The following is a 24,821-nucleotide window of genomic DNA, read 5'->3' on the forward strand; positions in this document are numbered from 1 at the left end:
ATAATCGTATTCATTTTATAGGTCCGTTCACTTGGGTGAAACTTCGGACGCTTAACGTTTATTATTTTATGAAAAGATGCTATCATATATTATTAATTTCAGCATAAAGAACAAGCTAATTGTTCTTTTGTTCACATCCTTTATTATAGGGTTTGGTCTGTATTCATTAACACAAATACCTATAGGAGCCGTGCCCGATGTAACGAATAATCAGGTACAGGTTATCACCACGTCGCGTAATCTTTCTACGCAAGATATAGAGCAATTTATAACGTACCCTGTAGAGCTGGAAATGGCAAATTTACCGGGCGTACAGGAAATTAGGTCTATATCAAAATTTGGACTCTCTGTTGTAACCATTGTCTTTGATGATGATATGGGTACATATTTGCCCAGCAGCTTATTGCCGAGAAAATTAAATCGGCATCGGAGAAAATCCCAGAAAGTTTTGGAGTGCCGGAAATGGGCCCAATAACCACAGGGTTAGGAGAAATCTATCAATATATTCTAGATGTTAAACCGGAGTATAAGGGTCAATACAACGCAGAAGATTTGCGCACCATTCAAGATTGGGTCGTAAAGCGGCAGCTTTCTGGTATTCCATAGGTGTTGTAGAAGTTAATACTTGGGGTGGATTCTTAAAGCAATACGAAGTAGCCATAAATACAGAAAAGCTCAATGCCATGAACATCACTGCTCAAGATGTATTCAAGGCTGTTGAAATGAACAATAGTATTTCAGGTGGGGGATATATTGAGAAAGTTAATCAGGCTTATTTTATTAGGGGAGAAGGTTTGGTAACTTCTTTGAAGGATATAGGCGATATTGTGATTAAGAACGATGGGAACCTGCCAATTTATATAAAAGATGTTGCAGATGTTGGCTTTGGTAGTGCTACCAGATTTGGTGCTATAACTGGTAACGGAGAAGGAGAAAAAGTACTGGGGCAAGTAATGATGTTGAAAGATGCCAATTCTAAAAAAGTGATTGATGCCGTTCATGAACGGGTGGCTACCATTTCAAAATCGTTACCTGAAGGAGTGTACATCAATGCTTTTTTGGACCGTAGCGAACTTATTGCCAAAACTACTTTTACCGTATCTGAGAATCTTATTTTAGGTTGTTTAATTGTAATTTTTGTAGTTGTTCTTCTGTTGGGGAACTTGCGTTCTGGGCTAGTGGTAGCTTCTGTAATTCCGCTTTGTTTGCTTTTTGCTTTATCACTCATGTATATTTTTGGAGTAGATGCCAATTTAATGAGTCTAGGGGCTATTGACTTTGGAATTATCATAGACGGGGCGGTAATTATTGTGGAGTTTATTGCCTTTCAGATTACTCAAAAGAAAGACGAGATTATTGGCATCCCAAAAGCAGAACAACAGCTAATAAAAGATAAAATTACATTAAACGGGGCTTCAACAATGATGAATTCAGCCATTTTTGGGCAGTTGATTATCCTGATTGTATTCATACCTATTCTATCTCTTTCCGGTGTAGAGGGAAAGATGTTCAAACCTATGGCCTTGACCTTTAGTTTTGCCCTTATTGGCGCAATGATATTATGTTTCACATATGTTCCCGTAGCAGCTTCTCTATTTTTGAAGCCCTCTATGGCATCGGATAAGAATATATCTGTACGTTTTATGAAATGGCTGAATTCAAAATACGAACCAGTCATTCATTGGGCTTTACATAGCAAGCGTATTGTTTTGGGTATTGCGGGCATTTTATTGGTAGTATCAGTGTATTTATATACTAGTATGGGAGGTGAATTTGTACCCACATTAGATGAGGGCGATTTTGTGATTCAGCCTGTGCTTAAAACGGGAACGTCCTTAAGTAATACAGTGAAAATCACAACCGAAATAGAGAATATTTTACTAGATAAATTTCCAGAAGTCAAACAGGTGGTCACGCGTATTGGTGCTGCGGAAGTGCCTACAGATCCCATGTCTATGGAAGAGAGTGATGTAATTATTGTTTTAAAGCCGAAAAGCGAATGGACTTCTGCTGGTTCTAAGGATGAGTTGGCTGACCTTTTTAAAGAAGCTCTGTCAATTATTCCGGGAATGGAAGTAGAATTTACTCAACCTATAGAGATGCGATTTAATGAACTCATTACAGGAGTTCGCGCGGATATTGCCATTAAAATATTTGGCGATGACCTTGATATTCTGGCAAAAAAAGGAAATGAAATTGGAGTGTTAATCGAAAATGTAGAGGGTGCCGCAGATATTTCGGTTGAGAAAATAGCTGGACTTCCTGAAATGAATGTAAAGTTTAACCGAGCCAAGATTGCACGTTACGGTTTAAATATTCAAGAAGTAAATGATATGGTATCCATGGGGTTTGCAGGGCGTAGTGCCGGAAATGTTTTTGAAGGCGAAAGACGTTTTGATCTCGTAGTTCGCTTGGACAAAAAATTAAGGCAGGATATGGACAACCTAAAAAGTCTTTATATAGACTTGCCAAGAGGAGGCAAAATACCTCTAAGTGAATTGGCGGATATTACCTATCAAAAAGGTGCTGCAAAAATATCACGTGATGATACCCGGCGCAGAATTGTAGTGGGGATTAATGTACGTAACCGAGATTTACAATCCGTCGTCAACGATGTACAGCAACTAATTAATGATAATATTACCTTCCCGGTAGGGTATTCTATTACCTATGGAGGCCAGTTTGAAAATCTTCAGAGTGCAAAATCTAGGTTGTTGGTCGCGGTCCCTATCGCCTTAATTCTAATATTTGTACTCCTATATTTTGCATTTAAATCGGTTAGAGAAGCTTTAATGATTTATTCTGCCATACCTCTGGCTGCAGTGGGTGGTGTATTGTTATTATGGATACGCGGTTTGCCGTTTAGTATATCTGCTGGAGTTGGATTTATTGCCTTATTCGGAATAGCCGTTCTTAACGGAATTGTTTTAATAGAACATTTTAAAGAACTTAAAAAAGGGAATCGGTTTAGTGATATTAATGAACTGATTAAGCAGGGTTCTAAAGATAGGTTGCGAGCTGTTTTATTGACGGCAATGGCAGCAGCTTTTGGCTTTTTGCCTATGGCTATTTCAACAAACGCAGGGGCGGAAGTTCAACGCCCGTTGGCCACGGTGGTTATTGGAGGTTTAATTACAGCTACACTATTAACCTTGGTGGTATTGCCCGTTTTGTATGCTTATTTTAATTCGTCCAAAAAAGGGGAGGTAGCGGCCAAAGGAAGCAAACTTACTGTGCTAACTGCGCTCTTACTGCTATTCGCCATAAATAATAATGCCCAAGAAGCTCCTGTGGATTTGGAAACTTTGATTCCAATGGCTATAAAAAATAATGCCGGTCTTAATGCTAATAGTTTAGAAGTAGACCAATCAAATGCGTTAGTAAACAGTGCTTTCAGTTTTGATAAAACTATAGGTGTATTATGAGTTTGATGAGAATAATTTAGCATCAAACAATGAACCGTTACGAGTATATGGCGTACAGCAAGATTTTAGGTTTCCAACTGTTTATTTTTCAGAGAAAAAAATAAACAAAGCTAACTTGGCTTTGACTGCAAGTTCTTATGATATACAAGAAAAAGGTTTGAAACGGAAGGTGACACGAGCCTATTACACCTATCAAATTGCTCGTAAAAAGCAACGTGTCTTAGCTACGCTAGACAGTCTGTATGCTAACTTTTCTAGTATGGCTACAAGACGTTTTGAACTGGGAGAAACCAATTATTTGGAAAAGATTACGGCAACTTCAAAACAGAAGCAAATCAATATAAAATATCTTGAATCTCAACAGAACGTGGCATTGGCCTATGTTGATTTAATGAAGGTGGTACAGTCAGATGACCCATTGGTGATAGCGAATGAAACTATTCTAAAAGTAGGTTTTAATTCCATTGACATTAGCGCGAGTTCAGAATTGGACTATTACCAAAAAAGGATTTCCTTATTACAAGTAAAGTACGGTTTTGAAAAACAGCGGCTGTTGCCGGATATTAGTCTCAATTATTTTCAAGGTACCAACTCCGGACTCAATAGTAATTTGTACGGATACCAAGTAGGGCTAAAGATTCCCATTTTGTTTGGCGGACAGGCGTATAAAATTAAAGCAGCAGGTTTTGCTAAGGAAATAGCCGCCGAAGAATACAACGAGTACGAAATTCAACTGAAAGCAAAATACGAGACGTTAAAAGAGCAAATGGACCAATTGAGAAGTTCCTGGATTATTACGAGCAAGAAGGAACCGCTTTGTCTGATGAAATCTTAAAAACAGCCAATGGAAGCTTTAGAAATGGCGAAGTAGATTTTTATCAATACATACAGAGTTTGGAAAGTGCTTATGAAGTAAAGCTAGATTATTTAGACAAACTAGAGCAATACAACCAAATAGTTATCGCCATAAATTACCTAACCCTTTAATACACGCATTATGCAACGCATCATATATAACATACTAACCTTGAGCTTATTGATAACACTCTTTAGTTGTGGCGAAAAGGAATCAGAAAACGGTAAAAGTAAAAAGCAACAAGAGGAGACTGTAGAACGCAGATTATTTGTTTCAAAAGCACAATTTAAAGGCAGTAAAATGAGGTTGGGTAACATAGAATCCATGTCTTTTCCCGTAACCGTGAAAACTACCGGAATGATTGACGTACCACCAGAAAACAGAGCGGTTGTTAATGCTACTAGAGGAGGTTATATCAAAACCGTTCCTTTGTTGATAGGAGATAAGGTGCAGAAGGGGCAGACGCTCCTAACTATTGAAAATCCCGAGTTTATTACATTGCAGCAAGACTATATGGAAGTAAACGAAAAGTTAGGTTTTCTAAAAGCAGAATACGAGCGACAAAAAACAATGATGGAGGAGAATATTACTTCTCAAAAAAGCTTTTTACAAGCACAGAGCAATTATAAAACCGCTGTTGCCAGTTATAATGGTCTCCGTAAACAATTGACGCTTTTAAACATTTCACCGTCGCAAGTAGAAAGTGGGAATATAAGTTCTGTAGTGTCAATTTACGCACCAATTTCTGGAAGTATAACAAAGGTTAATGTGACTAGAGGTACGTATGTGTCACCAGCCACCTCTATCATGGAAATTATAGACAATGACCATATTCATCTAGAATTATCGGTATTCGAAAAGGATATTATGAAACTAAAGAAAGGCCATAAATCAATTTTAGGGTCCCAGAATCTTCAGCCAATGTTTTTAAAGCAGAAGTCCATTTGATAGGTACGGCTATTGAAGAAAATAGAACAATTAAAGTCCATGCACATCTTGAAGATGAAAAAGAAGCCAATTTCTTGACAGGAATGTTTGTAGAGGCTGAAATTATTACGGAAATAATTGAGGCCAACGCAATAGCTGAAACTGCGGTTGTAAGCATGGAAAACATCCATTCGCTATTAAAGTTAAACGAAGAAACGGATGAAGGCTATTATTTTGACTCGGTTTCGGTACAAGTGGGCAATACCTACGAAGGAAATATCGCCCTGACCGCAATGGATGAACTTACTAAAGAAGATAAAATACTGACAAAAGGAACCTTTAATCTAATTGGAGGAGAATAGTTAGTTGCACTTCTGGTGACTGAGTATTACTTCGTTTTCATAAGCTCACCAATTTCCTTTTTTAAAATAGGGTTCCAAAGAGTATAGCCTAATGGATTCATATGAAGTCCATCCTCCAGAAAAATATCGGAACGGACGGCATCATCGGGTTTTAACATCGGCGTAGAAACATCCACAAACTTCATATGCTCTTCAGTTGCACAATATTCGGATAGTAGCTCGTTGGTGCGAATTTTGTTTTTAGCAACCTCTTTTCCTAAAAAATCATCAATTAAAGTGGGCTTCATGGCAAGGAGTAGTACTTCTGTTTCAGGAAAGTCCTTTTTTACTTTGGTGAGCAACTCATCATAAGCGGCTACGGCAACGCTAGGAGATTTTCCAGCCTCTACATCAATATCGGAATAGATGACCAAAATTGCAGGAGTGTGTTTCTTAATAACATCGTCATAATAATAAATTATTTCAGGAATACTCGCTCCCCCAAAACCTCGGTTAATAACCGGAAACTCAGGAAAAGCTTTGGCTGTTTCCCAATGTACTATACTTGAGCTACCTACAAAAAGAACCGGGTTTTTAGGTAATGTGTTTCTACTGTCAAAACTCTTAAAATTCTCAATTGCTTTCTTGAAGCGGTCAAGAGCAATAACACGGTCGTTATTAAACTTTTCTTGATTAAGGTGATAAAGCGATAGGGCCTTTTTGTATTTCTCAGGAGATTGGTTGTAATCAATTTTATTCGCAGACCAATATGCCCATGATTTTTGTCTGAATTCTTTTTTAGTTTCCGAGGCGGCCTCTTTATTCTCTGATAAGTTTTCTAGGTATGCCAAGAACTCTTGGTCATTAAAGGTTGTTGAAGTTTCTTGAGCGTAATTTGAGATGCTGAAAGCAATAAAGAATATGGCCAAAAATGTATTTTTCATAGTGTTTGGAATGTCTTTCGTTAAAGTAAAAAATAAAAACAAATTTTGTTAAAACTAAGGCAAAATTATTTTATAAGAGTACTAGTCTAGATCTAATGATTAATAGAATAAATTATACCGCTGAATGTTTACCGTCCACATACACCCAATGTCCATTTTCTTTTTTAAAATTTGAGTTTTCATGAATGACGCCCATTTGACCATTTTCGATATAAAAAGCTTTAAACTCTACTGTACCTTCCGTATCTGTTGATGTTCCTTTGGCGGTATTTAAAACTTCTAACTTTACCCAATTCACAGATTTGGTCCAAGCTTCAATTTTACGTTTTTCTCTTTTATTGGGGCGGGTAGTGCTATGGTGACTCTTTTGCAGGTATTCTATATTGGCCACTACAAAAGCACTGTAACGTGATCGCATTAAGGCTTCAGCGGTTTTGATATTTAAAATATCATTGTGAGCTTTTTGACAGCAATCAGTATAATTGTTTTGAGGATTGCAGGGGCATTTCATATTAAACGAATTTAGAGGCTAAAACTACATTTTTTGAATGCCTTTATAAAACGATACATTATAGAATTTGTTTCCGTTTACATTTTAAGTTAAAAGGTTGTTCTAATTTTACGATTATCGGTCAGATACTTTTTATGCAGATGTAGTATCTTAGCGTACTACACAAAACTCAAACAATAATGAAAAAAATTCAATTACTACTGGTCTGTTTTTTAATAGCATCAACCTCATTTGTAAATGCCCAAGATAGCTATGGAGGACTAGCTTTATATACCCTTAGGGATGATATGGCTTCTGATGCCAAAACTACTTTGCAAGCTGTAGCTGATGCCGGTTATAAGTATATTGAGGCTGCAGGATATGATAATGGGAAGTTCTACGGAATGACTCCAATTGAATTCAAAAAAACGCTAAAAGAAATGGGCTTAAAGCCAATTAGTAGTCACCAAGCTTCAGTTACTTTAGAAAATGCGGATGCTATGATTGCTGATGTTAAGGCTGCTGGCTTTAAGTATTTTGTTATTCCTATTCCACCAATGGGTCTTTTTACCTTTCAAGAAGAAGGTATGGTAATGGGTATGACAGGAGGCGCAGAAAACCTTGCAGGTATTTTAGATACATTAGGGGAGAAATGTAAAAAAGCAGGGCTTAAATTACTTTATCATAATCATGATTTTGAATTTAAGAAAGATGAAAATGGAGTAGTGGTTATAGATTATCTGTTGGAAAACTGTAATCCAAAATACGTTAACTTTCAAATGGACTTATTTTGGGTGACAAAAGCTGGTGCAGACCCGGTAGCTTATTTCAAAAAGTATCCAAAAAGATTCAAAATTTGGCATGTTAAAGATATGAATGAAGATGAGTGGTTTGCTCCTGTAGGAACGGGTAGTATTGATTTTGGCCCAATTCAAGCACAAAAGAAACTGTCTGGTATGAAGTACTATATGGTAGAGCAAGATAAAACATTTACCATGGAACCTTTAGAGGCAATTAAAGTAAGTCATGAAGGCTTAAAGAAGTTTGGCTTTAATTAAGTTAAAACCTTTTAAATTTTAGAAACCACTGTCGTAAGGCAGTGGTTTTTTTATTTACATATGTTATTTAAGTAAAGTTTTGATTTTTTTATGTGAATACTTAAAGGTCAGTCTACTATCATAAAACTGAAAAATTTGTTAATAATTTCTGACATTCTAATTCTTTGTAAACCATTTGAAGCCATTAAATTTACATGCTTTTACAGCTATGAAAGAACTAGAAATAGGAGACAAATTATATAACACCAAACAAGAAGGGTTTAACGATTTTATACGGTATTCTTTTTCAGAAGTTGTGGAACTGACCAAGACTTTGGCAGTTTTAAGAAACGGAGTTAAGCTAATTAACCAGCCCAAAATATCTTATATAACGGAAGGTATTGGTTATTCTGTAAATCGTCATAAAGGAGTCCATTGGCATCTGGTATCGTTAGAAGCCATTAGAACCGCGCAAATTGAAAACGAGAAAATAGCCGCTCACGATTGGTTTGAAAACAAAGAGTTTTCACTTCAAGAAAAGCAATGGATCTACAAGCAGTTTAAGAAATTGGGGGAAACTAATTAAAACGCTCTCATTTTAGACTAATGCCATTTTAGTAAATATTTGGTTCTGCAGTTATTACATTTGTTACAAATGAAAAAAAGAAAGTTAAGTATTAGCGATGGTCTGTTATTTATCTTTGTTCTCCTGTTAATTATACCACAAACAAGAAAGCCCATTCAGGTTGCTTTAAATAACATAAAGATGCAGTTCTTTTCTCCGTCAGCGCTAGAAGAGGAAGACCAAGTTTCATTACAACCATTTTCGTATCAAGTAACTGCTATGGACGGCACATCCTCATCTATAGAAATAGGTAGGGATAAAGTAACTTTCATTAGTTATTGGGCTACGTGGTGCCCACCCTGTATTGCTGAAATGTCCAGCATCCAAAAAGTATATGATGATTATGGGGATTCGGTACAATTTATTTTGTTGACAAACGAGGAACCTGAAGTTGTGAAGGAGTTTTTAAACAAAAAGCAATATACTTTACCGGTATATATTCCTAGAATGCAAGCACCTGAAGAACTTTATGAGAAAAGTATTCCTACCAACTTTATCATAGATAAAAGTGGAAAAATTGTCATAAAGGAGACAGGTTCTACAGATTGGAATGCTAAAAGATTCAGACAAATTTTAGACGAACTTATTGCGTCTTAGTCTTTAAGGCTGTAATTAAGCCTTCTGTTCACTTTTAAGAGGTCGTTTGTAATGTAGAAAGAAGTTAATCCAAATATTTCTAGATAAACGTAGAATTATAGGTAGTACCAAAATCATTTCTACTACAATAACCAGAAATGTGGTTAAAAGACTCAGATGAAGAATAAAAAAACAAAGAAATAGGGCGATACTTGCAAAAAAGAGACCCACTGGATAGCTAACGTACATTGCTCCGTAGAAAAAAGAAGGTTCTATTTTGTACTTTGTACGGCAGTTGCTGCAGCGCTCTTCCATTTTTAAAGTACTAGAAATTTGATAAGGATTAGATTCCTTATACATGCTTTCGTTTTGACAAACAGGGCAAGTTCCCGTAAATATGCTGTAAACCTTTGTCCCTTTTAAAAATTCCATATCCTCTTTTCTTTAGATAGTTTGAAATTTGATGATTTTATAATCTCACTTTTGAAACGAATAGCGATTAACTAATTATTCAATCACTGTACAAATGTAAAGCACATGAGATGTTGAGCACTTATAGACTTATCGCAGCTTTTTGTACTTTTAGGACATAATTTGCTTTCATGAAGGTTTTACCAATATTACATATAGAACAGTTTGAGGATGCAAATGCAGCGGTTGAGTTTTATAGTAATGATTTGGCAACTCATTTAAAGAATAATGAAGCAATTGTACATAAGTCCCATAAGCACGATTTTTACTTATGTGTTGTATTTCTAAAGGGGAGTGGTACACACGAAATAGATTTTAGTTCATACCCTATAAAAGAAGGAAGCTTATTTTTTCTAAAACCAGGGCAAACTCATAGTTGGGATTTTGACTCACCTGCTGAAGGATATATTTTCTTTCATACACAGTCTTTCTTTGAGTTGAGTATTTCTGATGTTAAGGTTAATCAATTTCCTTTTTACTATTCATATAAGAACCCGCCTAGCCTCAATCTATCACCTGTAGAACTTCAAAAAATAGCTAGTCGTTTTGATGAAATTAATGTAGAGTATAATATTAATGTCGTTTATAAGAAACAAAAATTAGCAAGTCTCATTAATCTTACATACATAGATTTAAGTAGAATTTATACTGTTTTTGATATAGCTGAAAACTCACTTTCATCTACTTATCTAAAGATACTTTCTGACTTGGAACGGGCTATTGAAGTATTTTATAAAACAGAAAAGCAGGCTCACTTTTATGCGGACAAACTGAACATTACTACAAAGCATTTAAACCGGGTAACGAAGAGTACTTTGGGAAAGACCACAACGGAATTAATTCAGGAGCATATTCTCTTAGAGGCAAAGCGACTTATAGTGCATTCAGGAAATTCCTTGTCTCACGTTTCTGAACTGCTGGGCTATGAGGATTATGCCTATTTTTCACGGATATTCAAAACAAAAACAAAGATGACACCTTTAGAGTTTAGAAAGAAGTACATGTAGTTAATAAGCACTATAACAATATATTAATATTTTTTTGTTTGCTTTAAAACTTCTCAAAAACACCTAGGCCAAAAAGAGCGAAGTCATATTTTACAGGGTCTATAGGGTCCAATTTCCGTAAGTTTTTATCCAGTTCGGCAAGAGCTTTGGCATCATTTTGTTTGCGGGTAAGTAGCTTCAATTTCCTGCCTACATTTCCAGAATGAACATCTAAAGGACATGATAGTTGACTGGGAGTAATAGTTTTCCAAATCCCAAAATCTACAGAGGTAGTATTGGGCCGTACCATCCATCGTAAAAACATATTAATGCGTTTCGCAGCGGAACCTTTCAGAGGGTCGCTTACGTGTTTTTGGGTTCGTGAAGGATGTTGTAGTTCAAAAAATATTTTCTTAAAGCCAGAAATAGCAGTTTGCATGTTTTGTCCTGTAGCGTGTTTAGCAAAAACAGCTTCCAGTCCGTCATGATTGATATAGATATTCTGTAGGCTTTTTATGAAGAAGCCTAAATCCTCACCATTAAAAGTTCGGTGTACAAATGTAGATAGTTCTTCATTGTTGTCCTCTGTATATTCTAGGACGTAATCGTAAGGCGAATTGCCCATGAGGCCCATAAGTTTATTCGCATTGTTAATAATGCTCTTACGATTACCCCAAGCAATGGTTGCTGTAAGAAATGCACTTATTTCAATATCTTCTTTACGAGAGAATTTATGGGGAATTTGAATGGGGTCCGTTTCCAAGAACTTTGGATGCTCATATTCTAATACCTTGGCGTCCAAAAATTGCTTCAGTTCGGTGCGGTTCATTCCGTGTAGAAATTTAATAAAATTAGCTTAGAGTTCCGGAGTATCAAGAACCACTTGTTTATTGACGATTAAACCGTCTACCATGGTCAGCTTCCTGTCTGCCATGTCTGCCAACTGCTCATTATGAGTAACTATAACAAACGTTTGTCCAAATTCATCACGCAGCTCAAAGAAGAGTTTATGAAGATTATCGGCGCTTTCAGAATCTAGGTTTCCGCTAGGCTCATCGGCAAAAATAATAGAGGGGTCGTTTACTAATGCACGTGCCACTGCTACCCGTTGTTGTTCTCCGCCAGAGAGTTCGTTAGGCTTGTGATTATAGCGTGCGGATAACCCTAAAAAATCTAATAATTGCTTAGCTTTTGCTTCGGCCTGAGCTTTAGGTGTGTTTTTTATAAAGGCAGGGATGCAAACGTTTTCAAGTGCTGTAAATTCTGGAAGTAACTGATGAAATTGAAAAATAAAACCAATATGTTCATTTCTAAACTTCGCCAAATTTTTATCGGACAGTGTTGTTACTTCGGTACTGTTAATCAAAAGCGTGCTATCAGACGGGTTAGATTGAACGTCTAATGTACCTAAGATTTGCAATAAAGTTGTTTTTCCTGCTCCCGAGGCACCAACAATAGAAATAACTTCTCCTTTTTTAATATGAAGGTCTACGCCTTTTAGAACTTCTAAATCGCCGTAAAACTTTTTAATATTATTGGCCTTGATCATATGTTTTGATTCTTAATCCGTGTGAATTTCATCGAAAAAATTAATCCGAAACTTTATTGAATGGTAAAAGTAATGAAAATTGATGTTTACAGACAGATGTGTTGAGATGCTGTTTTTGACACAAAAAGATTAAATTGGTAGATTGGTATAGAAAGCTGTACTTTTGTTCACTATTTTTACACATACAATAAACAAAACAAGAAACCTTTATGGCACCCTATAAAAATTTTGAGGAATATAATATGGAAATCACAACGGAGGTCAAAGACCGTTTTTCAAAAATTATAGATGGAATAGGAGAGGATGTCACTCGAGAGGGTTTGGTGAAAACACCTGAAAGAGCAGCCAAAGCTATGCTTTTTCTAACGCAGGGCTACCAACAAGATGCTGTAGAAATTCTTAAAAGCGCCATGTTCAAAGAAGATTATGATGATATGGTCATCATTAAGAATATAGAATTGTATTCGCTTTGCGAACATCATATGTTGCCTTTCTTTGGTAAAGCACATGTGGCATACATTCCAAATGGTCATATTGTAGGTTTAAGTAAGATTCCACGTGTGGTAGATGTTTTTGCGCGTCGTTTGCAGGTACAAGAACGTCTTACACATGATATTCTGGAGTGTATTAATAGTACTTTAAAGCCTAAAGGTGTTGCGGTAGTAATAGAAGCATCGCACATGTGTATGATGATGCGTGGGGTTCAAAAACAGAATTCTGTCACCACAACATCCGGATTTAGAGGGCAATTCGAAAAAATTGAAACTCGGAATGAGTTTTTAAAATTAATAAGCTCAGATTTATCTTAAGGACTTTTTTAACAATGCCCCTTCTAAAGGGGTGTTTTCTTTAGAATATTTTTTGGCATTCTTATTGCTTTTAGTAATAAGAATAAACACTTTCCATTATGTCAAAAGATAAAAACGAAAAATATAAAAAACTACTCATAAGCTTGCTTTTTGATGGTATAGGCATGCTTTCGTTTGCCATTCCGTTTATAGGTGAATTTTCCGATATTGTTTGGGCGCCGCTAGCCGGTTGGCTCATGACCCGTATGTACAAAGGGAAAATTGGTCAGGGTGCAGGTATCGTTACTTTCTTAGAAGAGATCATTCCAGGTTTAGATGTCATACCTACTTTTACGCTAATGTGGCTGTATACCTATGTTTTCAAAAAATCTAAAGAATCGGAAACAATAGAGGTTAATGCTTAATTCTTTCTTTAAGACATTAAATTCTTTGTATTGTTAGTTTTTATGCAGCACTATATATGCCTATGAATTCTGTAAGTTTTTAAATATCCTTAAAAAACAATTAAATTTAGGACATAGCACAGAGGGATATACTAAATATCTATAACTTTGAGTGTAATCCAGACCTAAATTTTATGCAAAGAAGAAAGTTCATAGGGAAAGCAGCACTTGCATCTTTAGCGAGTATTGTTGGAGCCGATATTGTGTATGGCTCTAAAATGGTAGAGAATTATATTCCATTGGCGCTGCAAGACCCGGACCCTTTTAAATTATTCAATAAGGACAAGGAAATGGTTGTTTTAAACGACAAGCCATGGAATATGGAGGCTCAGGCCCATTTGTTAGATGATAAAATCACCCCTAACAAGTATATTTTTATTCGTAATAACGGGCTCATACCGGAAGAAATAGATGTAAATAACTGGACACTTACCATAGACGGCGAATCTGTTAAGGAAAAGAAAACCTACACCTTAGACGAGCTTAAATCAAAATTTAAACAACATACTTATCAGTTAACGCTAGAATGCGGAGGTAATGGCAGAAGCGAGTTTGATCCGCCAGCCAAAGGAAACCAGTGGACAATAGGAGCTGTTTACTGTGCTAGTTGGACGGGTATTAGGCTCCGGGATGTGCTAGAGGATGTAGGTATAAAAGATGATGCCGTATATTTTGGTTATCACGCAGCAGATATTCATTTAAGCAGAGACCCTACAAAAGAACCCATTTCACGAGGGGCGCCAATGTCAAAAGCACTTCAAGATGAAACTATATTGGCATTTAAAATGAATGGGGAAGATATTCCTTTGGCGCACGGTTATCCACTTCGTGTGGTTGCTGGGGGTGGCCAGCTTCGGTTTCCGGTAAATGGTTGCAGAGAATAAGTATTAGAAATATAGTTCATGACGGTACTAAAATGACGGGTACCGCATACCGTGTTCCTTGTAAGCCGGTTGCTCCTGGTACTAAAGTAGCAGATGAGGATATGTGCATCATAGAATCTATGCCGGTAAAATCATTGATTACCTACCCAAAATCTGGCGCCACTATTTCTAAAGGAAAAACATTAACTATTAGAGGGCATGCGTGGGCAGGTGAGTTACAGGTTGCTAAAATGGAGTATTCCATAGATTTCGGTGCTACTTGGAAAACATGTATGCTAGATAAACCTGCTAACCGTTTAGCATGGCAACATTTCTCTGCAGAGGTAGATTTTCCGCAAGAAGGATATTATGAAGTTTGGGCAAAAGCAACTGATTCTAATGGTGTTGCTCAACCTATGTTACTTCCTTATTGGAATCCAAAAGGATACTTAAATAATGCTTGTCATAGAATAGCTGTAAAAATCGCATAGATGAAAAAGCAAAATAATGACAAACTAAAAAAGGATTTCATCAGTTTATATAGGGTACTTATTGTCGCTTGCGCCAGTATTGGTGTTTTCGTCGTTGCGCTAATGTATTTGATAAAAAATCCTGATGTATCTATCTTCAAGAGTTCTGAGCCCAATTCAGAAATAGTTGCTGTGCCTGTTGAAGAAGACGATTTTGATAAAGTAGAAAACGGCATTCACGTGCGCACCGGTTTTGTTGAAGCTCCTGGAATGATGGAGACCGTTCAAAATTGCACCAATTGCCATTCTGCCAAACTTGTCATTCAGAACCGAATGAACAAAGAGCGATGGAAATCAACAATTAAATGGATGCAAGAAACCCAAAATTTGTGGGACTTAGGAAAAAACGAAGATATTATCATAGATTATCTGGTTACGAATTACCCACCTCAAAAGAAGGGGAGAAGAGAGGTTCTTTCTAATATTGATTGGTATGAATTGAAAGATTAAGTTTCCTTTTTCGACTAATATGATAAATGCCTTTAGCAATGGAAAAATACTTTAACGCATTTCTAGATTCCCTAATGGGGACTCTTAATTGGACATGGAAATCTATCCTGTTTGATGTGCCCATAGTATACCAATTATTTCTGGGGAATTATAGTACTTTCTGCATTGGTTTGGATTCTTGAGATTGCTTTTCCATGGCGTAAAAATCAGGCAGTATTTAGAAAGGATTTTTGGCTGGATGCTTTTTATATATTTTTCAATTTCTTTCTTTTTGTAATTGCTATAAGTGGATTTTATAAGTTATTGGAGTTAATGTTTTTAGATATTGGAATACCATCTGATACTTTAACTCTTATCAACCTGCAAGAGTGGCCTCCATTTTTGCAATTATTAGTCTTTTTTGTGCTACTAGATTTTGTTCAATGGTTTACACATATGTTACTGCATAGATATGCTTTTTTATGGGAATTTCATAAGGTTCATCATAGCGTAAAAGAAATGGGTTTTGCAGCCCATATGCGGTACCATTGGATGGAGAATTTATTCTACAAACCTCTTAAAACTTTTGCAGTTATGGTGTTGGGAGGTTTTGAACCTGAGCAAGCTTATATTGTTCATTTTTTTGCTATTGCGATAGGGCACCTTAATCATTCTAATATAAAACTTACTTGGGGTCCTTTAAAGTATATTTTTAATAATCCGGTCATGCATTTGTACCATCATGCGTACGAGCTTCCGGAAGGAAAGAAGAATGGTGTAAACTATGGCATTAGCCTAAGCTTGTGGGATTACATCTTTAAAACCGATTATATCCCAGAAGACAGTGGTTTGGTGCCATTGGGGTATGAAGGTGATGATGAAATGCCTACTGGTTTTTTTGGTCAGCTTTTTCATGGTTTTCGATATAAAAAGAAAACAAAAAGCCTTTAGTTTAAACTAAAGGCTTTTGAGTTGCATTATAATTTATAGACTATTCCACTACTACCATGAATGTTTGTGAAATGTCAGTTTCTCCACCCACATCAGCTAAAGTGCCGTCATTTGGTTTTGTAGGTTCATGACGTAAGGTTATCTGGATGGTTCCTTCACCAGCATCTCCTGTAACTAGTGTAAATGATAAGCCAATTGGGTTTCCATCACCATCAGTATCGCCATACGTTGTTGACACTATTGATCCACTTACATTAAAGAAAAACTGGTGCTCATCAGATTCCTCAGCTACTTCTTCGGTAATGTCTTCTGCTGGAGTTTCTGTTTCGTTCAGTAATTCTATAGAACCGGTGTAAGTTGTGTTTGCCGCTAGGTTTTCGACTGTGATTACGGGTGAATTTGGTCCATCACCATCCAAGTCTTGAGATTGAAGGAAAACAGTATTTCCATTTTCGCTTAAAAGGCTAATATTCATTGTGGTAATAACCTCTTCTTCATCAACAGCTTCAGGTGTGTTGTCGTCACTAGAACATGATGTTGCTACTGATGCTATTAAGCTTAGTGCTAAAATTGTTTTCAAAATTTTGTTTGTTTTCATAGTTGTCATTTTTAGGTTAAATTATATTAATAGTTAAAAATTAGGCGTAGACTTATATTCCTGCCCATGTCGTCTACAAAATATCGCTGACGATTTAAGTAATCACGATAATTAGTATTCAATAGATTGGTAGCACTTAAGCCTACAGTTAAATCATTTTTGTTTTTAAGTGTAAAAGATGCCTCTGTATTTAAAGATAAAAGGTGATAAGCATCTGGAGGAGTATTAATATCCAAAACCACGTTTTCTTGTAGTTGTGGGGAAAATACCTCTATATTAGAAGGGTATCTGGTTTGTTTAAACACATACTGACTTTCTAGATTTACCAGAAAATTATTCCACTTAGGATTTGTATAGGTAATGCTATTGGTGAAATTTGCGGCAGGCATATTTATTAATGGAACATCTGTTTCAATATCTGTTCCCTTTACCCAGGCAAACTTATGGTCAGTTCTAATATTAGAAGACCAGTTATTGTAAACTGAAGTGTCAACTCCTAATAAAACAGCATTTGTCTGACGATAAGCCCATACGGGAAAAGCTCCTCTAATGGTAAATTCTACACCTGTTGATTCTAGAACTATGAAATCATCAATATTATTTAGGTATGGTGCTAACGAATATCCCCATGTCCCTGTGTTCCGCTCTAAAGAAGCTGAAAACTTAGATGATGTTTCGCTCTTTATTCTTAAGTCTCCAAGTTCTATGCGTGCGGCGGAATGATGAAGGCCATCACTAAATAATTCTGATGGATTAGGAGCTCTTTGTGAAAAAGCGTAATTAAATCGTAAATGGTCATTTTCATTAATTTCATAGTGAAAACCTGCAGTTCCAGAAAAATTATGGTAGTCAAAAACCGGATTCGTGAGCAGTTGTGTTCCTAAATCTTCCAAAACTATATTGGCATAATCTACATCGTACCCGCGTTCTTCCCAACGAGATTCTCTGTAGAATTTCTTCGCATCAATTCTACTAAAGTCATATCGCGCTCCTGCATCTATTGTCCAATCTGTATTTAGTTCATAACTTCCAATTACAAAAAATCCAAAATCATACTTATCGTAATCGGGAATTAACCTTCTTACCCCTGTATCCGGATTTGCAAAATTGGATTGAAATCTACCTAAACCACCAACTTTTATATGTAAACCTTGTTTTGCATCAAAAGTTAAGTTCGATAGAACAGAATGCGTAGTTAATTGAAGGTCAAGAGAAGCCTTGTCAACATCATCTCCTACACGGATATCATACTCAAATCTCCTGTTTTTTTGAAAATCATACTGAATCGTCCATTTTCCAAAACCTTCAAATCTTCTGTAGTAACTTAGTTTTGCTAAATGATGAGTTACCTCTTGGTTAGGTTGGGTGATGTCATACGTGAAATCATTAATAATACTAGGTGTTTGACTGTTTATAGAAAGTATCAAATCATCTATATTTCCAATATGCGAGGCTCTTAATATTCCTACTTCTGAATTAAAATAGGAATAATAGCCTTCCCAACCCTGAACAAAATCTCGCTTACCAAAATTTAGAGATAGGCCACTTTCTTTTATGCCTGTATTAGACAGAAGATAATCTGGAGCCTCTAAATCTCCAAGAATTTTATATGAGCCTTGAGCCTTAATGTATAGACCGGATTTATATGACTTGGTCAATGATGATGTTATATTGCCGCCCCGCCCATTAGAGGAAAGATTCAGTTGGGTTTTGCCAAATAAAGAATCTGTCCTTACGACCGGTAAAGGCTCCAAAACAATAACTCCGCCAATGGCGTCCCCGCCAAATTCAATAGCCGCCGCACCTTTAATAACGCTAATGTTTTGGTTCGCGTTTACATCTACATTGGGTGCATGTTCTTCTCCCCATTCCATGTCTTGCATCCTAACATTATTGTTAAGGATTAAGATTCGGCTACCGTTTAACCCTTGAATTATGGGTTTTACAATGTTACCTCCAGTATTTAAGGTAGATACTCCATAATCTTTTTTAAGGCATTACCTAAGCTATTACCGCTATTGCGTTCCAAATCTTGCATGGAAAGAATATTTTCTTGTCCAGAATTTGTGTTTTTAGGAACATTACCAACCACTTTTACTTCTTTCAGCTCCTCTAAGTGATGTTCTAATCTAATTTCAGAATAGGTATCGCCATTTATGGTGATAGTTACAAATTTGGTAGTACATTCTGGATGTGATATTTCTAATTCCAACACGCCATTGCAGAGGTTTTTGAAATTAAATTTTCCATTCTTATCGGATACTGTGGAGGCACTTTTACCGGTAATACTAATAGTAGCATCACTCAAAGCACTGTTGTCGTGGAAATCTACTATTTCTCCTAATAATATTGAATTGCAATCTTGAGCACAAATAATTGAACTACAGAAGATTGCGAAAACATATAAATAATATTTCATTATATAAGTTTAGCGCAGATAGATATCGATTTAGAGATATAAATCGATTTATTTTTTTCAATGTGGAGTCCTAGCTTTGAAAAGGAGGGGGTCTGCCAAATTGGGCATATGGAAAGAAAAATGAAGGTGCATCAAAAACTAAAGACACAATTTTTCTGTCCGTGTAAATGATAAGCGGCAAAATAATCAATACAAAGATGGCAATAAGAGTAAATTCAGAATTCTGATTCTGAACAGCTATATCGCAAATACTACAATTTTCTATAGAATCATCTGGACTATCTTGATGAGTGTAGACGTGAAAAGAGGTAACCTTAATTAGCATAAGGCTAAACAATATAAATACGGAAAAATAGGTATATATTGAATTATTCACAGTGCTAAAATACTAAAAGAAGTAGAACTGAATGTTAAAGAAGACCTAACAAAAGCATTTAAAACAAAAAACCCAGTCCAATTCTTTTAAGCATCTTTTTTTCAAATGCCCAGAAGAATTTGAATTGTCCAAATAACCAGCCATAAATTACTAATAACACTTGATAAAAGGGGAAAATAGTAAGAATTCGTAAAATCCAGTACAATGTTGCTCCCCACCATGCATCTGGAAAATTAGCTTGTTGTAGGCCAATTAAATTTAAAAAAGGTTTAGCCACAAGGACCGAAGAGGAGCCTGTAATAGAAAATACAATAAAAATAATGGTTAATTGAAAATTACTGGTAACGCCCCAGCGTTCTTTTAATCTTTGCATGATAATTATTGAAAGCGGCAAATATACTTTTTATATACGGGGTATGAAAGGCCCCAAGCGCTGATTGTATTTTCGTTGAAAATAAATAAAGTAATTATAGAGCTTGTAATTCACTTCGTAACCATAATCTGTATTGGGTTCGTAATTGATTTGTTGCTCGTAAAGATTAGGGTCGTAACGCATAGGCTGCATTACCTTTTGATTGTAATTGGCAACAAAAATCTGATTCCGACTTTCCATGTAAGACTGTGAATAAAAATTTCGCGGTTTTGCAATACTCTGTAACCAGAAATTGAATCCTTACTCAATAATCATAATCTCATACTCTGTGGCATCGTTAGCTATTGTAATGGTATCACCTTCCTTTTGCTGAAAAGCAGTTTTTTCTTCGTCTGAAATAGTAACAACTTCTTTTGTGCTAGAGCAACTACTAGCAATTAATAGGCTAACAAGGCAGAGTGTTCCTAAAACTAAATATATCTTTTTCATAATCTGAATCTTAGTAGTATCGCAACGACTGTTACACAATTTACAAAAAAAAGCCACTTGAATTAACAAGTGGCTTGAGTATGATATTTTGTAATCTAATTTTTACTTTCCAAAAAGACCTCCTAAAAGGCCACCAAGACCACCTTTATTGCCACCAAGGGCCATAGAAGCAACATCATCAAGAATACTGCCGTCACCATCAGAATCTAAAAACGATTCAATTAGAGACTGCTGTTGGTTGCCAGAGTCTCCGCCACCCATAAAGCTACCTAGTAGATTTCCAATTCCGTTGGAATCGGTAACATTTTGCTCTTTTGTTTGTTTGCCTAAAAAACCTAAAAGTATAGGAGCGGCCACTTTTAATATTGTAGCAACAGAACCTGCGTCCATTCCTGATTTTTGACTTAAGGCATTTTCTACGGTCGCTTGCTTGCCACCAAGAACGTGTCCTAGTATTCCGGCTCCATCATCCATTACAGATTGATCTACACCGCCGCTAAAAAGCCCGCCAAGGTTGTCTAAGATACCTCCATCATGTTTTCCAGATAGAGCACTCATTAATCCTTGAGCACCTTCTGGTGATGCTGCGTTCTTTTTCATAGCACCCATTAAGATGGGCAAAGCCATACTTAATACGCTACCTGTTTGATCGGTAGAATTACCGGTCTGGCTGGCTACGCCACTTATTAATTGTTTGCCCATTGGGCTACCTAATAGGTCTAATAACTGACTGACATAATATTTAATGGTTTATGTTTGTTTAACAATTTACGAAAAAGTTTCTGTCAAAAATGAGAAATATTGAAAAGAACTCTTAAAATGACTGATCTTAATCTGATTAATTTTTTTTATACTCTTTTGATTAACAGGGGTTTGTTAAAAATAGTTTGATAAAGTGGGAGAAAAAAATCTAATGCTCACTGAGGATATCCCAAAAAACCTCGCTAAACAGTAAATTGTTCAACGAGGTTTTCTTTAAGGTATTGTATATGTCCTATTTTAAAAGGGTAATGATTTGTTCTGCTAACTCTATTCCAATTCTGCTTTGAGCTTCCCCGGTAGCAGCCCCAATGTGCGGCGTCATAGAGATGTTAGGATGCATAAGTATCCTAATTTCTGGTTTAGGTTCGGACTCATAAACGTCAAGACCGGCAAAAATAACATTGCCGTTCTCTAAAGCATCAACGAGGGCAACTTCATCTAAAACACCTCCTCGGGCAGCATTTATAATACCAACACCGGGCTTCATCAATTCAAATTCTTCTTTCCCAAGAACATAGTTCTTTTGTGCGGGAACATGAAGGGTAATGAAATCTGAAGTAGACACCAATTCTTTTTTGGTTTGCGATTCAAAATTGAATGTCACCGCTTGCCCATCAAAAAAAGGAACTTCAATAGATGCTTTTTCTAGGTAAGGGTCATGATAAATAACTTTCATGCCAATTCCCAAAGCTATTTTTGCTGTAGCTTGTCCTATCCTCCCAAAACCGATAATCCCTAAAGTCTTTCCGCGGAGTTCCGTTCCTGACCCATAAGATTTCTTCAGTTTCTTGAAATTGCTATCGCCTTCAAGTGGCATGTTTCTATTAGCATCGTGCAAATAGCGAACGCCACCAAAAAGATGTGCAAAAACTAGCTCTGCTACTGATGAAGAAGATGCTTCAGGCGTATTAATGACAAATAAACCTTTTTTCTCAGCATATTCCACATCAATATTATCCATACCAACACCACCTCTTCCAATAAGTCTAAGGTTAGGGCAATTGTCAATAAGATCTTTTCTCACTTGTGTGGCACTTCGCACCAATAATCCGGTTATTTCGTTTTCATTTATGAAATTTTGTAACTGCTCTTGGGCTACCGTAGTAGTTAGCACTTCAAAACCTGCGCTTTCGAGTGCTTTAATACCCGATTGGGCAATTCCATCATTTGCAAGTATCTTCATTCTATTCGGAAAATTTGTTAGTATTGCTATTACTCAAAAAGAGTCCGTTAGATTTGTGCCAACGGACGCATTTTTTACTATTTAGTGAATTATGGTAAAAAAAGTAAGTTTACCCTTTTCTTTCCATTTCACTCATGATATCTACTAAAACGCCAACACTTTCTAATGAAAGAGCGTTATACATAGAGGCCCGGTATCCACCAACAGAGCGGTGACCGTTAATGCCATTAATGCCAGCTTCTTTACATTGGGCATCAAAGGTTTCTTTTAGTTTGTCGTTAGCTAAATTGAAAGTAGCATTCATAATCGATCTATCCTCTGTCTTAGCAAATCCTTTAAAAACAGGGTTTAAATCAATTTCAGAATAAATTAATCGTGCTTTCTTTTCGTTAATTTCTTCAATAGCAGCAATACCACCAAGATTTTTTAACCATTCTAAGGTTAGCATAGAAGTGTACACAGCAAAAACAGGAGGTGTATTGAACATGCTGTCTTTTGAAATATGTACTTGGTAATCTAACATACTAGGTATCTTTCTAGATACTTTTCCTAATATATCATCTTTTACGACTACTAAAGTTGTTCCTGCTGGTCCCATATTTTTCTGCGCTCCAGCATAAATCAAATCAAATTGAGAAAAATCCATTTGACGAGAGAAAATATCAGAACTCATGTCACATATCAACGGCACATTGGTCGTTGGGAATTTTTTCATCTGCGTACCAAAAATGGTATTGTTAGAGGTAACGTGAAGGTAATCTAGGTCTTCAGGAACTGAATATCCCTTTGGAATATAATTGAAATTTTCATCTTTAGAAGAGCCTACTTCAACAATATCACCAAACATTTTAGCTTCTTTAATTGCTTTTTCGCTCCAAGTGCCTGTGTTAAGGTATCCTGCTTTTTTCTCTAACAGGTTATAAGCCGTCATCAAAAATTGCATGCTGGCACCACCTTGAAGAAATAGTGCTGTATAGCCTTTTCCTTCAAGACCTAAAAGCTCAAGAGCAAGACTACGAGCTTTTTCAATGACTTCAACAAAGTCTTTGCTTCTATGAGAAATCTCTATAAGGGAAAGTCCAGAACCGTTAAAGTCCATTATGGCTTCAGAAGATTTTAATAATACTTCCTGTGGCAGTATGCTAGGTCCGGCACTAAAATTATGTTTTTTCATAAGAATTGTAAAAAAAATTAAGTGATAAAGGTCTTGAATTTAAGGGGAAACAGGGCTAGTATTAACAAAAAATTCTATTAGGTTTTTAACAGGAAATCAACAGTGTCTACATTATCTGCATAGTCAGCAAGCGAGGGTTGTTGGGTCTGTCCAAAGGTTATTTCTCCCTCAACAATATTTTCACTAACAATACATTGTAGGTCATTGGCATCTGCAGTAAGGCGTTCTTTCAAAACATCTAAATTCTCATAGCGCTCATAAAATAGGGAGGCGATAGGGGAGGAATAGCTTTTATCTTCTTTAAGAATCAGGAAGCCGTTATCTAATATCTTGAATTCTGACATGAGATAAACTGCTTTATTGTAATCGTAATTATTAGAGTATTTTACCTGGTCCACAATAGGGTGGTAGGAGTAAACAGCCTTAAAAAGCGTATCAAAATCGTACGATTCTGGAACAAAAACTTTACTAACACTACGGCATCCTAGTCCATAATACCTGAAAATATCCTCACCCAGAGCATTCAACTGTTCTTCTGATTCGTTTCCGGTCAATACCGCAATAGAGTTCCTGTTTTTTCTAATAATGTTAGGTACTTTGCTAAAGTAATGTTCAAAATATCGAGAAGTATTGTTGCTTCCTGTGGCTATTACGGCATCAAACCCTTCCATTCTGCCATCTGCAATTTCAATGGTGTTTTTAAAAGCAGGTTCTATGGAAGATAGGTAATCTTTTATAAACAAGATTAGTGCGTTGTCATTAGAAGATAGTTTAGCAAAAACCTTATTACCAGTAATTAGTACGCATAGCAAATCGTGAAAACCAACTAGCGGAATGTTTCCTGCCATGATCAATGCCACGGTTTTTGGTTTATTTTGACTCAAATCATAAGGCTCCAACCAAGTAGAAAGTTGTTCTTCCGTTAGTAATTCTCCCCAGCTTTTGATGGCATGGATGACGTTTTCTCGAGTAAACCAACCATTTTTGTGTTTGGAAAGGGTGACGGCTTCGTCTAATTTGATAGACCATTCGTCATTTGGTGTTTCCAATGTAACAAACTCTCTAAGAAAGTGGCCGAGTTTAACAAATGCAATAAAAGTTTTGTGATGGTCGTTCATATATTTGTTCAAAATTGTATTCCGAAGTACCTTTGTGCAAAAGTAAGAATACTGAATTGATTTTTGCTTTCACGATT

Annotated in this window: 25 protein-coding genes and 3 pseudogenes; 12 read left to right on the plus strand and 16 right to left on the minus strand. The window is 36.2% G+C overall.

The genetic code is table 11. The features are described 5' to 3' along the window. Positions 1 to 76 precede the first annotated feature (76 nt). The 3 genes and pseudogenes from Q5W13_RS19270 (at position 77) to Q5W13_RS19280 (ending at position 5,570) form a co-directional block, all read left to right on the plus strand. Positions 77 to 4,412 (plus strand): annotated as a pseudogene (locus Q5W13_RS19270) (CusA/CzcA family heavy metal efflux RND transporter). 10 nt (positions 4,413 to 4,422) lie between these two features. Further along, positions 4,423 to 5,229 carry an efflux RND transporter periplasmic adaptor subunit gene (locus tag Q5W13_RS19275; RefSeq protein ID WP_304444123.1) on the plus strand — a complete coding sequence of 269 codons (807 nt, stop codon included), beginning with the start codon at positions 4,423 to 4,425 and terminating at the stop codon, positions 5,227 to 5,229. Next, positions 5,226 to 5,570, plus strand: coding sequence for an efflux RND transporter periplasmic adaptor subunit (locus tag Q5W13_RS19280; protein ID WP_304444124.1), 345 nt, complete (start codon positions 5,226 to 5,228; stop codon positions 5,568 to 5,570). Before Q5W13_RS19275 ends, Q5W13_RS19280 begins: the two co-directional genes overlap by 4 nt. 26 nt (positions 5,571 to 5,596) lie before the next feature. Here Q5W13_RS19280 and Q5W13_RS19285 read toward each other — a convergent pair whose 3' ends face one another. Next, the gene (locus Q5W13_RS19285; protein ID WP_304444125.1) at positions 5,597 to 6,493 is read right to left on the minus strand and encodes a GDSL-type esterase/lipase family protein; all 897 of its coding nucleotides are present in this window, start codon (positions 6,491 to 6,493) and stop codon (positions 5,597 to 5,599) included. Between the two features lie 112 nt (positions 6,494 to 6,605). Continuing rightward, positions 6,606 to 7,004, minus strand: coding sequence for a YchJ family protein (locus Q5W13_RS19290; RefSeq protein ID WP_304444126.1), 399 nt, complete (start codon positions 7,002 to 7,004; stop codon positions 6,606 to 6,608). A 179-nt stretch (positions 7,005 to 7,183) separates the two neighbouring features. Here Q5W13_RS19290 and Q5W13_RS19295 point away from each other — a divergent pair, with 179 nt between their 5' ends. The 3 genes from Q5W13_RS19295 (at position 7,184) to Q5W13_RS19305 (ending at position 9,242) form a co-directional block, all read left to right on the plus strand. After that, entirely contained in the window at positions 7,184 to 8,041 is an 858-nt protein-coding gene (locus Q5W13_RS19295) for a sugar phosphate isomerase/epimerase family protein (protein WP_304444127.1), read from the plus strand. A gap of 175 nt (positions 8,042 to 8,216) precedes the next feature. Next, on the plus strand, positions 8,217 to 8,606 hold the full coding sequence (locus tag Q5W13_RS19300; RefSeq protein WP_304444128.1) for a pyruvate kinase: 390 nt from the start codon (positions 8,217 to 8,219) through the stop codon (positions 8,604 to 8,606). 69 nt (positions 8,607 to 8,675) lie between these two features. Beyond that, a complete protein-coding gene (locus tag Q5W13_RS19305) occupies positions 8,676 to 9,242 on the plus strand; it encodes a TlpA family protein disulfide reductase (protein WP_304444129.1) in 567 nt (188 codons plus the stop codon). A 15-nt stretch (positions 9,243 to 9,257) separates the two neighbouring features. Here Q5W13_RS19305 and Q5W13_RS19310 read toward each other — a convergent pair whose 3' ends face one another. Beyond that, on the minus strand, positions 9,258 to 9,653 hold the full coding sequence (locus Q5W13_RS19310) for a DUF983 domain-containing protein (RefSeq protein WP_304444130.1): 396 nt from the start codon (positions 9,651 to 9,653) through the stop codon (positions 9,258 to 9,260). A gap of 170 nt (positions 9,654 to 9,823) precedes the next feature. On the opposite strand from Q5W13_RS19310, the gene Q5W13_RS19315 reads away from it, so the two are divergent. Beyond that, positions 9,824 to 10,699 carry a helix-turn-helix domain-containing protein gene (locus Q5W13_RS19315; RefSeq protein WP_304444131.1) on the plus strand — a complete coding sequence of 292 codons (876 nt, stop codon included), beginning with the start codon at positions 9,824 to 9,826 and terminating at the stop codon, positions 10,697 to 10,699. Positions 10,700 to 10,742: 43 nt separating this feature from the next. Here Q5W13_RS19315 and Q5W13_RS19320 read toward each other — a convergent pair whose 3' ends face one another. Further along, the gene (locus tag Q5W13_RS19320) at positions 10,743 to 11,507 is read right to left on the minus strand and encodes a TIGR02757 family protein (RefSeq protein ID WP_304444132.1); all 765 of its coding nucleotides are present in this window, start codon (positions 11,505 to 11,507) and stop codon (positions 10,743 to 10,745) included. A 27-nt stretch (positions 11,508 to 11,534) separates the two neighbouring features. Further along, a complete protein-coding gene (locus Q5W13_RS19325; RefSeq protein WP_304444133.1) occupies positions 11,535 to 12,227 on the minus strand; it encodes an ABC transporter ATP-binding protein in 693 nt (230 codons plus the stop codon). Between the two features lie 209 nt (positions 12,228 to 12,436). Here Q5W13_RS19325 and folE point away from each other — a divergent pair, with 209 nt between their 5' ends. From folE to Q5W13_RS19350, 5 genes and pseudogenes are all read left to right on the plus strand, one after another. Next, a complete protein-coding gene (gene folE / locus Q5W13_RS19330; protein WP_155596256.1) occupies positions 12,437 to 13,036 on the plus strand; it encodes a GTP cyclohydrolase I FolE in 600 nt (199 codons plus the stop codon). Positions 13,037 to 13,134: 98 nt separating this feature from the next. Then, complete coding sequence (locus Q5W13_RS19335; RefSeq protein ID WP_304444134.1) at positions 13,135 to 13,440, plus strand: hypothetical protein; 306 nt, start codon at positions 13,135 to 13,137, stop codon at positions 13,438 to 13,440. A 173-nt stretch (positions 13,441 to 13,613) separates the two neighbouring features. Next, positions 13,614 to 14,833, plus strand: a pseudogene (locus tag Q5W13_RS19340) (sulfite oxidase). Beyond that, positions 14,834 to 15,322, plus strand: coding sequence for a monoheme cytochrome C (locus Q5W13_RS19345; RefSeq protein WP_304444135.1), 489 nt, complete (start codon positions 14,834 to 14,836; stop codon positions 15,320 to 15,322). A 38-nt stretch (positions 15,323 to 15,360) separates the two neighbouring features. After that, positions 15,361 to 16,252 (plus strand): annotated as a pseudogene (locus Q5W13_RS19350) (sterol desaturase family protein). A 40-nt stretch (positions 16,253 to 16,292) separates the two neighbouring features. On the opposite strand, the gene Q5W13_RS19355 reads toward Q5W13_RS19350, so the two are convergent. The 11 genes from Q5W13_RS19355 to Q5W13_RS19400 all read right to left on the minus strand — a co-directional run bounded on the left by Q5W13_RS19355 (position 16,293) and on the right by Q5W13_RS19400 (position 24,744). Further along, positions 16,293 to 16,850 (minus strand): type 1 periplasmic binding fold superfamily protein, encoded by a 558-nt coding sequence (locus Q5W13_RS19355; RefSeq protein WP_304444136.1) that lies wholly within the window; start codon positions 16,848 to 16,850, stop codon positions 16,293 to 16,295. A 26-nt stretch (positions 16,851 to 16,876) separates the two neighbouring features. Beyond that, positions 16,877 to 18,799, minus strand: a complete 1,923-nt coding sequence (locus Q5W13_RS19360) for a TonB-dependent receptor domain-containing protein (RefSeq protein WP_368662575.1) — start codon at positions 18,797 to 18,799, stop codon at positions 16,877 to 16,879. Positions 18,800 to 18,813: 14 nt separating this feature from the next. Then, positions 18,814 to 19,269 carry a carboxypeptidase-like regulatory domain-containing protein gene (locus tag Q5W13_RS19365; RefSeq protein ID WP_304444137.1) on the minus strand — a complete coding sequence of 152 codons (456 nt, stop codon included), beginning with the start codon at positions 19,267 to 19,269 and terminating at the stop codon, positions 18,814 to 18,816. Positions 19,270 to 19,339: 70 nt separating this feature from the next. After that, the gene (locus Q5W13_RS19370; protein WP_304444138.1) at positions 19,340 to 19,645 is read right to left on the minus strand and encodes a hypothetical protein; all 306 of its coding nucleotides are present in this window, start codon (positions 19,643 to 19,645) and stop codon (positions 19,340 to 19,342) included. A gap of 58 nt (positions 19,646 to 19,703) precedes the next feature. Beyond that, positions 19,704 to 20,018, minus strand: a complete 315-nt coding sequence (locus Q5W13_RS19375; protein ID WP_155596264.1) for a DUF6787 family protein — start codon at positions 20,016 to 20,018, stop codon at positions 19,704 to 19,706. Positions 20,019 to 20,048: 30 nt separating this feature from the next. Continuing rightward, positions 20,049 to 20,258: a DUF6146 family protein gene (locus Q5W13_RS25360; protein ID WP_368662325.1), complete on the minus strand. Its 210-nt coding sequence runs from the start codon at positions 20,256 to 20,258 to the stop codon at positions 20,049 to 20,051. 60 nt (positions 20,259 to 20,318) lie between these two features. After that, positions 20,319 to 20,507 (minus strand): hypothetical protein, encoded by a 189-nt coding sequence (locus Q5W13_RS25365; RefSeq protein WP_368662326.1) that lies wholly within the window; start codon positions 20,505 to 20,507, stop codon positions 20,319 to 20,321. A gap of 102 nt (positions 20,508 to 20,609) precedes the next feature. Continuing rightward, positions 20,610 to 21,209 (minus strand): DUF937 domain-containing protein, encoded by a 600-nt coding sequence (locus Q5W13_RS19385; RefSeq protein WP_304444139.1) that lies wholly within the window; start codon positions 21,207 to 21,209, stop codon positions 20,610 to 20,612. A gap of 292 nt (positions 21,210 to 21,501) precedes the next feature. Further along, complete coding sequence (locus Q5W13_RS19390) at positions 21,502 to 22,452, minus strand: D-2-hydroxyacid dehydrogenase (protein ID WP_155596267.1); 951 nt, start codon at positions 22,450 to 22,452, stop codon at positions 21,502 to 21,504. Between the two features lie 109 nt (positions 22,453 to 22,561). After that, positions 22,562 to 23,626, minus strand: coding sequence for a 3-phosphoserine/phosphohydroxythreonine transaminase (gene serC / locus Q5W13_RS19395; protein WP_155596268.1), 1,065 nt, complete (start codon positions 23,624 to 23,626; stop codon positions 22,562 to 22,564). A gap of 77 nt (positions 23,627 to 23,703) precedes the next feature. After that, on the minus strand, positions 23,704 to 24,744 hold the full coding sequence (locus Q5W13_RS19400; RefSeq protein WP_304444140.1) for an acyl-CoA reductase: 1,041 nt from the start codon (positions 24,742 to 24,744) through the stop codon (positions 23,704 to 23,706). Between the last annotated feature and the right edge of the window lie 77 nt (positions 24,745 to 24,821).

It is taken from the genome of Zobellia laminariae, from assembly GCF_030553095.1.
GTDB classification, from domain to species: domain Bacteria; phylum Bacteroidota; class Bacteroidia; order Flavobacteriales; family Flavobacteriaceae; genus Zobellia; species Zobellia laminariae.